Raw genomic sequence first — 13,388 nt, forward strand, 5'->3', positions numbered from 1 at the left:
GTGCAGTTTTGGTCGGTAAGTCCAGCCTTACTGGCCGAAAGTCTGACCGAAGAAGCTGTCATCATTCCATGCCGGACGCTCTTCGCTGTCAGCGATTTCGCGCGCGATCATGTAGTTGATGTTGGCAAATTTGGCGCCCTGGTTGAACAGAACCTCCAGCTCACCGTCCAGCTGGTCGGTCTGGCGGTGGTAGTAGGTGTTCAGGAAGCCCATGAAGCCTTCACCCTGGTCCCAGCGCGGGTCCGGAGAGGAGAAACCCGTCATCAGGAAGAGAGACGGCACGCCTTCGCGGACGAAGTTGTAGTGGTCGGAACGCACGAAGAGAGACTGTTCCGGGATCGGGTCCTCGGACACCGCAATGCCCAGACGCTCTGCGGCGCGCGAGGCGATCGGTCCGAGATTGGAATGGTCGGAACCAAAGGCCACAACATCAGAGAATTCGTAGACGATGACTGGCATGTCCAGGTTCACATTGGCGACCATCTGCTCGTGCGGAACCGTCGGGTTGCGGGCGAAATGTTCGGACCCCAGCAGGCCTTTCTCCTCGGCCGTCAGGGCGACGAAGAGAACGGAGCGACGCGGCGTGCCGTGCTCCTGGAAGGTACGGGCCGTTTCCAGCATCACCGAGATGCCCGACGCATTGTCGACAGCGCCGTTACAGATGGTGTCTTCCTCGTCGTCAGAGCGGCAGGCACCGCTGGCGCGCATGGAATTGGTGATCTGGCCGATATGGTCGAGGTGTGCGGTCAGTACGACATATTCGTCGGCCACTTCCGGATCGGAGCCGCGGATCATGCCGACCACATTCGGGTCGGAGAACGGCTCGGAATTCGTGCGCTGGCGGATGGTGGCTTCGCCCGGCAGGTCAAAGCGCGGGAAGGTTGCACCCTCGTCGGCACTCATGGCGCCACGGACTTCCTCGAGGCTCATCTCGGCGCCCTCGAACAGCTCGGCGCCCAGCGAGGCGCTGATGGTTGCAGAGGCGCGAACCTGCTCAAGCGAGCTCGGACCGGTTGCAGCGGTCAGGCGAACCTGCGGACGTGAGGAGAAACCCTGCACGATGCCGGCAACCTGCTCGTCGCTCCAGCCGGAAATGGTGATCATGCCAACAGCGCCATTGGCGGCAGCATTGTTACGCTTGGTCGTACCGGAGTTGTGGTGTGCGCGCTCTTCACTCGGGAAGATGTCCGGGACACCGTTGACGACAACGACGATTTTGCCTGCGACGTCGATGTCTGCGTAGTCATCATGACCGCGATTGCCGGCGGATACACCGTAACCGACGAAGACCAGCGGAGCGGTGACTTCCGATTCCAGCACGCTGGAATTGGTGCCGATCAGCGCGCGTTCGCCCTGGGCGAAGGTCTGGCCGTTGATCGTCAGCTGGCTGTATTCTAGGTCGGACGTGACTTCCTGCAGCGGAACGTCCGCGAAATAGGTGCTGTTCTCGCCAGCAGGCTCGAGGCCCAGCAGGCGATACTGGGACGCAACGTAGTTGGCAGCAATTTCGAAACCATCGGAACCGGTGTCGCGACCACCCATGTAGTCGGATGCCAGGAAGCGGATGTGCGCCTCGATGTTTTCGACGCTGACATTCGGGGTGAATTCCGCGGAGGCCGTGTCGCCGCCGCCAGACGTGATGCTGTCCATGTCACACGCAACAAGAGCGGTGCTCGCCAACAGCGGTACTAGATACTTCATACTCTGCCTCCCCAGAGAAAATTGGATCGGGGGACTATAACGATGGCACTTGGTGCGGCAATGCGTGCGCACCTTATATTTCAGTCATCTTGGGCACTGGTTACAGCTCGACACGAAGGGCGTTCGCGATGCTGATCTCGTCAGGTGAGACGGAACAGCCATAAGCGAGTACCTCGACACCGGCCTTGCGAGCCGAGCGGATCGTCTCGTCATAAACCGGATCAAGGTCTGCTGCGGTTGCCAGGCGCGTGCAGTCGTCCCGCTGGACGACAAAGAGCTGAACCGCCCGGTCGCCAAGGGCGACCTGGGCTGCCAGTTCATTGAGATGTTTGGCGCCTCGGCTGGTTACCCCGTCGGGAAACTCCGCGAGGCCCGGCTGACGCTGCCAGTGCACATTCTTGACCTCGACCCAGCAGGCCGGCTTGCCCGGCGTTTCCAGCAGCATGTCTATTCTGGAGTTCTCGCCGTACTTCACCTCCCGGCGCAGGCTCTCATAACAGGAAAGTTCCGGGATCCGCCCCGCCAGAACGGCTTCTTCAGCCAGGCCATTGGCGCGGGCCGGGTGAGTGCCGATCATCACCCCGTCAACCTCAACAATCTCCCAGGTGTATTTGAGCTTTCGCTTTGGATTGTTGCTGGGCTCGATCCAGACTGGCAGACCCGGATCCTTGATGCCCGCCATCGCACCGGTATTCGGGCAATGCGCGGTGACGATCTCTCCATCGGCCAGCTCCACATCGGCAAAAAAACGCTTGTAGCGCTTGACCAGACGGCCCTCGATGAGCGGTGTTTGGAACTTCATGGCTTGGACAATCCCCGGGGCTGGCTCATATACCCTAGTAGAACCGAGTCACAGGTGAATGGATATGGGTGAGATGCAACAGGTAACAGCGGCTGTCCTGCTGATCGGCGATGAGGTGCTGTCCGGCCGCACCCAGGACAAGAACCTGCAACAGATCGCCCAGTTTCTCGCTCCGCTGGGCGTGAACGTCGTTGAATGCCGTGTTGTGCCGGATATCGAGACCGAGATCGTCGACGCGGTGAACACACTGCGCCAGAAGGTGGATTATCTCTTCACCACGGGCGGTATCGGGCCGACCCATGACGACATAACTGCGGACAGTATTGCCCGTGCCTTTGGCGTTGGCATTGATGTGCGCGCGGATGCCCTGGAGATCATCGAGCACTGGTATGAAAAGACCGGCACGCCGCTGACCGAGACCCGCAAGCGCATGGCGCGCATTCCCGACGGCGCCTCGCTGATCGAGAATCCTGTCACGGGCGCTCCGGGCTTCCAGACTGGTAACGTCTTCACCCTGGCAGGTGTTCCCAAGATCGCTCGCGGCATGCTCGAGGATATTGCCCACCGCATTGAGGGCGGAGCGGTGACGCGATCGCGTTCGGTCAAGGGCGAGGGACTGCGCGAGGGCGATATCGCTGTGCAGCTCGGCGAGCTGCAGATCGATTATCCGGACGTGTCCATCGGCAGCTATCCCTATTTCCTGGAACTTCAAGACGGCAAGCTGCGGCGGGGAACCCAGCTGGTCGTGCGCAGTACCGACGACGGCAAACTCGATGAAGTGATTACGAAAATCACCGCTCTCGTTTCCGAGCTGGGACACGAGCCTGAACTGGCCTGACGACCCAATCCGGCCTGCTTGATGAACAAAATGCCCAGACATTGCCCCGTTTCAGCCAAGGCATGGCTTTGAAGCGGGTGCACCCCTTTCCCTTGTAGGGACAAGCCATCCGCAGGGAAGGAAGGGGAAGGACATGACCCAGAAACTGATGTTGAGTGCCGCAGCCGTGGCTATCATTGGCGGCATGAGCGTCGTCGAGATACCTGGCGTCGCGGCGCAGGAACGGGCTGAATATGACAGGCCCGTTCCGCAGGTTTGCCAGCCAAGTCGCTCGGTGCAGGAAGAAGCAGATCTTCTGGTCGTCACCGGTTCTCGCAGAGAACGTTCTCTTGGCATCGCTCAGGCCGAGGCAAGCCGGGCGTCACCGCCACCACCGCCCCCTCCGCCGCCGGCTCCTCCACCGCCGCCGCAATCCGCACCAACCCCGATGGTTACCCAATATGCCGCGCCATCACCAATGCCGCAGCCTAATCGCGACCGTTTCGAGGATGTTCCGGCCAATCCGGTGATGGTCACTTCCGAAGATCCGGTCTCGACCTTCTCGATTGATGTTGATACGGCGAGTTATGCCGTTGTGCGCAATCACCTTCACGACTGTGAACTACCGCCAACCGATGCCGTGCGCATCGAGGAGATGGTGAATTATTTCAACTATGAATACGCGCTTCCCGAAGGTGCGGCAGAACCGTTCACGACCTCGGTCCAGGTGATGCCGACCCCGTGGAATGCAGACACGCAGCTGCTGCACATCGGCGTACAGGGTTATGACCTGGTCCCGACTGAACGGCCGCGGGCGAATCTGGTTTTCCTGATCGATGTTTCGGGCTCGATGAACGCGCCCGACAAGTTGCCCCTGGCGCTGCAGGCCATGCACATGCTGGTCGATGAGCTGGACGAGGACGATACGGTTTCCATCGTCGTCTATGCAGGCGCTGCGGGTGCCGTACTGGAGCCGACGCAGGCGCGTCATGCCCGTCAGATCCACGAGGCGCTTGACCGTCTGCGTGCGGGCGGTTCCACGGCCGGCGGGGCCGGTCTATCGCTGGCCTACAGCCTGGCCGAGGAGAATTTCGACCCGGATGCGGTGAACCGCGTGATGTTGCTGACCGATGGTGATTTTAATGTCGGCGTGACGCAGGACGAACGGCTCGAGGACTTTGTCGCGCGCAAGCGCGACAGCGGTATCTATCTCTCGGTGATGGGCTTTGGCCGAGGCAATTACAACGACCAGATGATGCAGACCATCGCCCAGGCCGGAAACGGGGTTGCGGCTTACATCGATAGTCGCCAGGAAGCCCGCCGCATGCTGGTGGAGGAGACTTTTGGTTCGCTCTTCCCGATTGCCAATGATGTGAAGATCCAGGTCGAGTTCAATCCGGCCCAGGTCGCTGAATACCGCCTGGTCGGCTATGAGACGCGCCTGCTGGACCGGGCTGATTTCAACAATGATGCTGTGGATGCGGGTGAGGTCGGTTCCGGCCATTCCGTCACGGCGATCTATGAAATCGCGGCGCCAGGCAGTGAAGGCGTTCTGACCGAACCCCTGCGTTATGGCGGGCAGACCCCGGTCGAACATGATGTCGCTGCGGAGTTCGCGCATCTGCGTATCCGCTACAAGCTTCCTGGCGAGGATGAGAGTGATCTGATGCAGCGCCCGATCACGGCCGGTGATGCCGTCAGCCGCCTGTCACAGGCTTCCAGCGAAGCGCGTTTTTCTGCCCAGGTCGCCGGTTTTGCGCAATTGTTGCGGGGCGATCCCTATCTGCGTGGCGGGTATGATTATGACTCGGTGCTGAGCGGTATCGAGGGGAGCCCCTCGCAGGATGAGTTTGGTTATCGTTCCGAGTTCGCGGAACTGGTCGAAATCGCGCGGTATGTGTCCGCGTTAGAGGACCGCAAGGTCAACTAATCACAGGCAATCGCATTTGAACGCTTGCACCTCCCGACACACTGGCGGACAGTGTTGTCCACATTGAGTTGGGAGGTATGTATGCCTATTCGTGACTGGGCAGTATCAACCGGTAGTATTGCCGCCATTCTCGTGACTAGCGCGCTGGTTCCTGTCAGCGCCGCTCACGCCCAGGAAGACGCGATCGCTCACTGCCGTACGGCAGCGACGGCGGAAGCGCGCATAGCCTGTCTGGAAGAAGCGCTGCGCGCTGAACCGGCCGCAGAAACGACAGCGGATCGTGGTGAAACAGCGGCTCCGGAGCCCCGGCGTCGTGGTTTCAGGCTACCCGGCTTGCCGTTTGGGGGGCGTGACAACGATGATGAGCAGGCCGTTTCGACAGCCACGAGCGATAGCGCGGCTACGGTGCCGCAGGCTGAAGGGCTGGGCTCAGAGCAGGTTAATGCCCGTCGGACCAATCGTCGTTCGGCGCAAGAAGCCCAGCGCGAGGCAGAACAGGTCCAGAGCGCAATTATCTCCTTTGACATCATTCCCTATGAACGCCTTGAGGTGACACTGGCAAACGGACAGGTCTGGCGCCAGATCTCGGCGGACAACCAGCGTGTCGCCGGCCGTCTTCGTCGCAGCCGGAGTTATACGGCGACTGTGCGTGAAGGTGTCGTGGGCGGATATCAGCTGCGCATCAATGAAATATCCCGGATCATCCGGGTCGAACGCATTCGCTGACCACAGTCCGGATACGCAAATAAAAGAACCGCCGCAGCCCCGGGGCTGCGGCGGTCTTTTTTGGCCCAAAAGAAGAGGGCGGCGATCTGATGATCGCCGCCCCCGTCTGTAAGTCGTTGTCGCTTAGAAGCGACGCGTGACCGTTGCGAATGCACGGCGGCCAATCAGGTCGTAACCGGACTGAACAACCATGTTCATGCGCGACGGGCCTTCACCCTGGTCGATGAGCGGCGGCTGCTCGTCGGTCAGGTTGTTCACACCTGCCGAGAAGCTCCACATGTCTGCATCATAGGAGATGGAGAAGTCATGCGTGACGTAGCTGTCGACAAAGTCGACATCACGACACTGGCCAGCGTAACCAAGCTGCTCACAAGCGGTACGCGGAACCGCACGGGTCAGATCGGTTTGCGTCAGGGCGTCAGAGTTCTCCTGCTGACCTTCACCCTGATAGCGCGTGCGCCAGCGAGCGCCCCAGTTGCCACGGGTCGCCGTTGCAGAGAGCTGCCACAGCCATTCCGGGTTGGCGATACGGCCGATCAGGTCTTCCTCAAGGGAATTCGGATCGGTCGGGTCTTCGTTCCGCAGCTGCTCGAGATACTGAGCGGCATTGAAGACGACGGTCAGATCCGTCTGATCATCGATGAAGGACAGCGGCATACGAGCGCGGACATTATAGTCGATACCCGTAGAGGTCAGCTGACCAACGTTGATGAAGGACGCATCAACCAGGGCGATGGTCGCCGTGGCCGGGTCGCCAGTATTACGTGTGATGCGCGAACAGGACGGATCCGCCAGGTTCGGCTGGTTATTGTAACAATTGGCAATGATCTGAGCTGCGTTGGATTCTTCCAGCGTGTTCTCGATCTGGATGTCGAAATAGGTGACAGACAGATCCAGATCCAGGTCATTTGAGAAGCTGTGCTGGAAGATCGCGCTGAGCGTCATGGACTCTGAGGTCTCAGCCGTTGCATCCGGGTTACCACCGGTGGAGGTGGTGATACCGGTCGTTGCCAGCAGGCCCAGAGCCGTCGGATCAGCGCCGGCAGCCGTACAGTTGTCGAGCAGCAACTGGGAACGGGTCTCGCCGTTCGGGTCATAAACACCGCCATTATTGGCCGTGGTCGGGACCAGACACGGGTCATTGCCGCCACCAATGGTGCCGGTTGCGCCCGCGAGGAACTGTTCACGCAGGTTCGGAGCACGGAAGGAGGTACCGTAAGTACCGCGCAGACGGACGCTGTCGGTGACCTGCCAGGACGCACGCGTAGAGTACGTCATGTGAGCGCCAAAGTTCTCTTCCTCGGTGTAACGCGTGGAGATACCGACCATGAAGGTATCGGTGACCGGAATTTCGGTCTCGATAAAGCCTTCAAACAAGGACGTGCGGCCAATCGTCGGGCGTTCCGTATCCGGAATTTCCGAAGCGGCCGTACCCAGAACGCGGGTTACGTCGTTGATGGAGTTGATGCGCTGCTCGCGGAATTCGAAACCGAGCACCATGCCAACCGTACCAGCCGGCATGTCGAAGACATCGCCGGTAAAGATAGCCTGGGCGTGAACCTGTTCCATCTCGGTGATGTTGATCGACTGGCCGAACAGGAAGTCGGTCTCTTCCTGGGTCGCAAAGTTGCGATCACCACCCTGAACCGTGAAAAGGGTCGGGGAGAAGAAATCGATGGTCGGGCAGTTTGCCGGCGTCAGGAAGCCGAAGCTTGTTGCCTGGCGACCCAGACCACAGATCGGGTTGCCATTGACGTCGAGGCGGAGTGTGTCGAGCGCTTCACGGATACCGTCCTCACGCATGACCGGCTGGGAAGCCGTACCGTAGGAGCGGTCATAGGCAGCCGTGATGTCGTAGACCCAGCCACGATCCATCAGGAATGGCAGGTCGCCTTCGAGGCCACCGACAAAGCGGAAGACGTCGACGTCGGACTTGCGACGCTGGGACAGACCTTCCAGCGAGTAAACCGGCAGGGCGTCGGCATCAAACGGGTTGAGCGGGTTGTCGAACAGCTGCAGCGAGCCGTCCGGGTTAACCAGCAGATTGCCGTTGGCATCTTCCTGAGGAATGAGCGCCGGAACGCCCGGGAAGACCTGCTCGTCGGTGAAGCGACCAACGGAGTTACGCGTGGAGTACGACATCTCGAAATAGATCGTGTCGTTCTCGAAGAAGTTCACATCGTAATGACCGGAAGCGAAGATATTCATGCGCTCCAGGTTTTCCATCAGCTGCGTGCGCTTCTCTTCGTCCTGCAGGGAGTAGGCGTCCTGCTCGTAGAAGTGCGAACCGGTCTGGGCGAACACGTCAGCGCTGGTGCCCCAGCCCGTACCAATGCCGTTCGGAGCGAGCGCCGGGTTGGTAAAGCCCGGGATGGACCATACGAAACCATTGCCAGCGACGAAGACTGAGTTATCCGGACGACGGTCCATACACACGGACATGATATCGCCCTGATCGGTAACGTCGATGTCGCGCAGACAGTCATTCCAGTGCGAACGATCGCCAGCGATGACGGCTGTACGGTTATAGAATTCAGCAGATACGGTGAAGTTGGAGCGATCAGTGGATGCGCCACCGATGAAGCCCATCTGGAAGACTTCGCCGCCGCTGTTTTCAGGCAGGGTGGTGAAGGCAGACACTTCGAAACCATCGAAATCATCGCGCAGGATGATGTTGGCAACGCCGGCAACAGCGTCAGCACCGTAGATGGAAGAAGCACCGTCCGTCAGCAGTTCGATACGATCGATCATCAGCGTCGGGATCAGGTTCAGGTCCGGAGCAACCGGAGCGCCACGAACGCCTGACGGGCCAAGGCGACGGCCGTTGACGAGCAGCAGCGTACGCTCAGCACCGAGGCCACGCAGTGCGACGGTGGAAGCGCCCGGTCCGTTGACCGGAACGCCTTCGACGGCGGCGGTCGGAGAACCGGAGTTGACGGAACCGTCAAGCTGGACGCCGGAAACAACCGGAGAATCAGCGATCAGCGCAGTTGCATCGGAAATACCCAGCTGGCGCTGTTCGTCGGCATCGATCACCTGGATCGGTGATACGGCGGAAAACTCATCGCGGCGCAGACGAGAACCCGTTACGACGATCCGCTCACGGTTTTCGTCGTCGGTCTGATTGTCTTGTGCGAGAGCAGGTGAAGATACGGCGAGGCTTGATAGCGCAAAGCCAGCAAGCACGGTCGACCGTAACAAAACGTTTTGCATACGTTTCATTGCATGTCCCCTAGGAGTATATGCCGGATTTATGGTCACGATTTGGCTCTTCCGGCGTCACGAGCACGTGAGGAATGTGACGCGTGTTCTATGCTTAACGCAATTGACGCGAACGTGAGCTTGCACAGGCGTATTCGCGGCGTGTCATAAATTTTACATTTAAATTACAATGGGTAATGTCCGATGGCTTCGTGTTTCAGATAGTTTCATCTGCAACGAAAATTTGTGAGCGTGTTGCGCAATCGCAACGCTTTTGTTGTCACTGGTGGTGAGACAGGACCAGTTTGACGGTGAGGTGACAAGCTGCTTGGCGCCATGGTGCCGCTAACCATTCATGTTTGGCTGAAACTGCGACTGGAACCCGCAATGCGAGTGTGTAGGATCGCGTCACCGGTTCGGCGGGCGTGGCGGAATTGGTAGACGCAGCAGACTTAAAATCTGCCGGCCGCAAGGTCATGCCGGTTCAAGTCCGGCCGCCCGCACCAAGCTTGCGATCATTCTGGAGCACACGGATCAACGCGATAGCGCGACGTTTTCCGTGTGGAGTTCGACAAAGCGTCCGCTGGTGTTGCGGGCTTTGCCCACATAGTCACCCAAGCGTGCGAAGAAGGCCCGTCGCTCGGCCTCATCCGGCCATTCCTCAGCCATCAGGCGTGCATTGATCTCACTTAGTGAACCGGCAGGCCGGGTTTCACTGTAGGTGTAGATAACGAGCAGCTGGTGCTGCCCGTTATCCGCCTCCATCCAGAGCGAACGAACATCAGCGAAATAGGGATTGCGGCCGAGAATGCGTTCGGTCCAGCGCGCGGACAGCTCGAAAAACTCCTCGCGAGAGCCATCTTCCGGGATTTGCACATGATGAGTGGTGGTGCTGACCCGTCGGCCCAGGACCGGGTGATCTTCGGCGATGGCTGGCGGCGTCACCGACAACAGGGCGAGGCAAAACAAGAGACCGAGCGGCTTCATCACATCTCCTTGGAACACGCATTCCTCGAGCACGCTTGGAGACTATCGCTGCACAGGCCGACCAGTGAAGGGGGAGAGGGCCCGGCCAGGCCGGCCGGGCCATCAAGTTAGTGTGACCAGCTCAGGCGTATGCCGAGATTGCGGCCCGCGGCAGGGATGGGGGCGCCCAACCCGACAGCGGATCCGGAATTGCGGTTACGACCACTTAGATGCGGCGCGTAGGCCTCGTCCAGCAGGTTGTCGACACGCAGATCGATGACGCTGTTCAGTGGACCGTTCACACGTGCGTTCAAATTCCAGACGACATAACCCTCTGACGTTGGTTCCCCATTTGTGAAGGAAACGTCTTTCTGGTCGGCCGTCCACACGGTTTCGATGCCGGCGCTCCAGTGCTCCGCATCATGGCTTAGCGCCAAGCTTACACTTGCTGGTGCCACACGATAGAGATTGTCATCGATATCGCGACGCTTCGCGCGGACAAATTCGAACGCGCCGTCGAGCCGCCAGGTCGGGCTCAGCTGTACGCCGAAATCGCCGTCAAACCCGTACAGTTCGGCGCCCACATTGGCAAAACGCAACGGTGTTGCATCGCCGTTCATCATCGACACCATTTCGACGGGCGTATCGATCACCCCGACGGTGCCATCAAAGGCGACGCCCTGGATGTAGTTATCGACCTGTTGATAAAAGAGGGCGGGACGGATGAAAGCCGGGCCTGCGTGATAGTCCAGACCTGCCTCGATGATCCAGGCGGTTTCTGGCTCCAGCTCCAGATCGCCGACATAGGTGTTTCCGTCTGCCAGGCCCGCACTGGCCGGTGTGGGAAGCCAGGCAAAACGCTCCAGATAGGTCGGGACCCGTGACTTGCGGGCAATGCCGACCCGCAGAAGCGTGGTGTCATTGATCGGGTGCCAGGCGCGCGCCACGGCGTCGACGGTGACATCGTCCCATTGGCGCTCCGACATGTTGAACATGTTCGCAAGCATGACCGGCATCATTGGTACAGCAGGACCAGTGCTTGCTTCATCAGCCTCGGCGGTGTGGGCATCCAAACGTGCCCCCAGCTCCGCCTGCCAGGACCCGAGCGGGCCTTGCCATTCCAAAAACGCCCCGGTGCGAGCCATGTCGATGTCCGGGAGATTGTTGAGGAAGAAGTCGGCGTTACGCGGATTGGTAATCGTAACGTCGTGCGTGGCGAAGGCGTGGTCGACGCCGAGGTCTAGCGCTCCTCCAGCGAAATCCCGGCTGGCGGACAGAGCGATTGCCTGATGCTCGACCGTGGCGATGGTCTCGCGGAACCGCATCATGCTCGCCGGGGCCGGACGCAGGCTGAAATTGTTCATTGCGTGCTCGACCTCATTCCAGCTGATGCGGGTGGAGACGTCCCAGCCTGCAAGGCTCATATCGTGATCGAACTCGATGAAATCGCTGTCGACGTAACGGATGTCCATGGCGAACTGGGGATTGCCGGTCGGGCCGGTTTCATTGCGACGGAAGCTCAGGGCTATTTCGTGAGCGCCGCTGCGAAAGCCGGCGCCCAGTCCATAGATCAGTCGGTCATATCGTGTGCCAGCGACTGGCGTATCGGGAGCGGAATAATCCTCACCGCTTTCCTGGGCGCCAAAGGCGTAGACACGGAAACGCTCCGTCGCGATACCCGACATTGCAGAGCGCGACCAGCCCTCATCAATGCTCTGGCCGCTGAGTGAAAACTCGGTCGCGTGGGACAGCGTGTCACTTTCGGAAAAATCAATGGATTTGAAACGGGCGTCGAGCCCTCCGGCAAGGCCCGGACCAGCGCTGACCGGGGCGATGCCACGGTCAATCGTGATCTGTTCCAGCAGCGCGGCGGGCGCATAGTGCATCGGCGGGTCCATCAGGTTCGGACCACCGGATTCGAAGGCCCGTCCGTTCAGACGGATGTTCACGCGTGAGCCAAACAGGCCGCGATACTGGACCTGGCCGGAGAGGGCGCCATTGCTGATGGCGCTGACACCAGGAAGCCGGGCCAACACCGCCGTTGTGTCTGGCGTCATGTGAGATGCCATTTCCTGGGCATCCAAAGTCGATCCGTCGGTGGTCGTGCGGTGAGCGTTGATGGTGATGATGTCAACAAGCGGGGCGCTGTCCTGTGGGAATGCAGGCGCAGCGATGAGCACACCCAGACAGGTGCTCATAAGGATAGAACGCGGCATGATTACTCCTGTGATGCCGATCAGAAATTCAAGATTTCGGGGTCGTCACAGGGTTTGGGGTGGTGCCCGGGCGGGTGGTCGTATGTGGGCAAATTCGGTCGCGGCGAGGCCAGTGGTCCGCAATGAGATTGCCGCGCGGTCGTCGATCTGGCTCGGTTCGTGTGTGGCCTCGGCCGGAAGCGCTGCAGAGTGGGCCGCAGCGAAAGTACAGCTCTCAGATGTGTCAGCACTGGTCTCACGTTCTTCGATCTCCCCGGTAGAGAGATTGAGCCAGCGGCTCTGCCCGCCCAGACCTGCGGAACAGAAAACAACAGAGACAAAGCCGTCCTGGCCGTCACGGTCCAGCATATAGCCCTGAGGCAGGGCAGCCTGTGTTCCCGCCGCCAGAAGGGCGAGGGCCAGCAGGACCTGACGCAGGCTGTGCGAGATATAACGACCAATTTGTAACACGCACAGGGATCTAAATCGGGTTACGCCGGTAATCAATGCGACAGACAGTGCGCCCTGCATCCAAAGTTCAGGTGACGAGCATCAACTCATCAAGAGTGCGGCACATCCAGGGAGTTTACAGGTGTTGAAAATCTCAACGGCCATGTTGGCCATGACAATGGGCATGGCGCAGGCGGACGCACAGGAGGGTATGTGTGGCACATCCCCGATCGCTTACACGGTCCGGCACGTCGAGGATAACCGCTTTCAGATCGAGGCGAGTTTTACCGATCACAATGGCGTATTCGATGTTGGTTGGCGTGTGGCTGAGGGGACGCAGGACGGCCAGGTCGACTTCATCTCCGATCTGCATGCGCTGACCGCCGGTGGCGAGCGGGTTGAGCTGGACTATCAGGGCTATGGAACCTGGAACGTGCCCGAGGCGCGTCGCGACGACGTGGTGCGTATCCAGTACGAGTTGGAAGCGGACCATGACCGTGCGGTCTGGAATATCGGCAAGGAAGAAATCGCCTACCGCTTTGATGACGGGTTTTACTTTGTCGGTTCCGCGGTCATCGTCGCGGACTATTCCTAGACGGA

The 13,388-nt window shown here is 59.8% G+C and carries 10 protein-coding genes and 1 tRNA gene; 5 read left to right on the forward strand and 6 right to left on the reverse strand.

The annotated features are described in order from the left end of the window. Nucleotides 1-27 precede the first annotated feature (27 nt). The gene (locus SIC17_RS13795; RefSeq protein ID WP_412545719.1) at nucleotides 28-1,701 is read right to left on the reverse strand and encodes a M28 family metallopeptidase; all 1,674 of its coding nucleotides are present in this window, start codon (nucleotides 1,699-1,701) and stop codon (nucleotides 28-30) included. A gap of 100 nt (nucleotides 1,702-1,801) precedes the next feature. Continuing rightward, nucleotides 1,802-2,503 carry a DNA/RNA nuclease SfsA gene (sfsA, locus tag SIC17_RS13800; RefSeq protein ID WP_291892937.1) on the reverse strand — a complete coding sequence of 234 codons (702 nt, stop codon included), beginning with the start codon at nucleotides 2,501-2,503 and terminating at the stop codon, nucleotides 1,802-1,804. 64 nt (nucleotides 2,504-2,567) lie between these two features. On the opposite strand from sfsA, the gene SIC17_RS13805 reads away from it, so the two are divergent. From SIC17_RS13805 to SIC17_RS13815, 3 genes are all read left to right on the forward strand, one after another. Beyond that, a complete protein-coding gene (locus tag SIC17_RS13805) occupies nucleotides 2,568-3,341 on the forward strand; it encodes a competence/damage-inducible protein A (protein WP_412545720.1) in 774 nt (257 codons plus the stop codon). A 133-nt stretch (nucleotides 3,342-3,474) separates the two neighbouring features. Further along, nucleotides 3,475-5,250, forward strand: a complete 1,776-nt coding sequence (locus SIC17_RS13810; protein ID WP_412545721.1) for a vWA domain-containing protein — start codon at nucleotides 3,475-3,477, stop codon at nucleotides 5,248-5,250. Between the two features lie 81 nt (nucleotides 5,251-5,331). Further along, complete coding sequence (locus SIC17_RS13815) at nucleotides 5,332-5,976, forward strand: hypothetical protein (protein ID WP_412545722.1); 645 nt, start codon at nucleotides 5,332-5,334, stop codon at nucleotides 5,974-5,976. 123 nt (nucleotides 5,977-6,099) lie between these two features. Here SIC17_RS13815 and SIC17_RS13820 read toward each other — a convergent pair whose 3' ends face one another. Then, a complete protein-coding gene (locus tag SIC17_RS13820) occupies nucleotides 6,100-9,198 on the reverse strand; it encodes a TonB-dependent receptor domain-containing protein (protein ID WP_412545723.1) in 3,099 nt (1,032 codons plus the stop codon). Nucleotides 9,199-9,596: 398 nt separating this feature from the next. Here SIC17_RS13820 and SIC17_RS13825 point away from each other — a divergent pair. Continuing rightward, nucleotides 9,597-9,683, forward strand: a tRNA-Leu gene (locus tag SIC17_RS13825). Nucleotides 9,684-9,711: 28 nt separating this feature from the next. Here the strand turns inward: SIC17_RS13825 and SIC17_RS13830 are convergent. The 3 genes from SIC17_RS13830 to SIC17_RS13840 all read right to left on the reverse strand — a co-directional run bounded on the left by SIC17_RS13830 (nucleotide 9,712) and on the right by SIC17_RS13840 (nucleotide 12,809). Further along, nucleotides 9,712-10,164, reverse strand: a complete 453-nt coding sequence (locus SIC17_RS13830) for a hypothetical protein (protein ID WP_412545724.1) — start codon at nucleotides 10,162-10,164, stop codon at nucleotides 9,712-9,714. 107 nt (nucleotides 10,165-10,271) lie between these two features. Next, entirely contained in the window at nucleotides 10,272-12,359 is a 2,088-nt protein-coding gene (locus SIC17_RS13835; RefSeq protein WP_412545725.1) for a TonB-dependent receptor, read from the reverse strand. Between the two features lie 45 nt (nucleotides 12,360-12,404). Beyond that, nucleotides 12,405-12,809 carry a hypothetical protein gene (locus SIC17_RS13840; protein WP_412545726.1) on the reverse strand — a complete coding sequence of 135 codons (405 nt, stop codon included), beginning with the start codon at nucleotides 12,807-12,809 and terminating at the stop codon, nucleotides 12,405-12,407. Nucleotides 12,810-12,930: 121 nt separating this feature from the next. On the opposite strand from SIC17_RS13840, the gene SIC17_RS13845 reads away from it, so the two are divergent. Next, a complete protein-coding gene (locus SIC17_RS13845; RefSeq protein WP_412545727.1) occupies nucleotides 12,931-13,383 on the forward strand; it encodes a hypothetical protein in 453 nt (150 codons plus the stop codon). Nucleotides 13,384-13,388 lie beyond the last annotated feature (5 nt).

This window comes from Maricaulis sp. MIT060901 (assembly GCF_047123815.1).
Taxonomy (GTDB): domain Bacteria; phylum Pseudomonadota; class Alphaproteobacteria; order Caulobacterales; family Maricaulaceae; genus Maricaulis.

Coding starts and splice junctions, on each gene's coding strand:
- SIC17_RS13835 (WP_412545725.1), bottom strand. CDS start 12,359: ATGCCGCGTTCTATCCTTATGAGCACCTGTCTGGGTGTGCTCATCGCT.
- SIC17_RS13795 (WP_412545719.1), bottom strand. CDS start 1,701: ATGAAGTATCTAGTACCGCTGTTGGCGAGCACCGCTCTTGTTGCGTGT.
- sfsA (WP_291892937.1), bottom strand. CDS start 2,503: ATGAAGTTCCAAACACCGCTCATCGAGGGCCGTCTGGTCAAGCGCTAC.
- SIC17_RS13805 (WP_412545720.1), top strand. CDS start 2,568: ATGGGTGAGATGCAACAGGTAACAGCGGCTGTCCTGCTGATCGGCGAT.
- SIC17_RS13815 (WP_412545722.1), top strand. CDS start 5,332: ATGCCTATTCGTGACTGGGCAGTATCAACCGGTAGTATTGCCGCCATT.
- SIC17_RS13810 (WP_412545721.1), top strand. CDS start 3,475: ATGACCCAGAAACTGATGTTGAGTGCCGCAGCCGTGGCTATCATTGGC.
- SIC17_RS13830 (WP_412545724.1), bottom strand. CDS start 10,164: ATGAAGCCGCTCGGTCTCTTGTTTTGCCTCGCCCTGTTGTCGGTGACG.
- SIC17_RS13820 (WP_412545723.1), bottom strand. CDS start 9,198: ATGAAACGTATGCAAAACGTTTTGTTACGGTCGACCGTGCTTGCTGGC.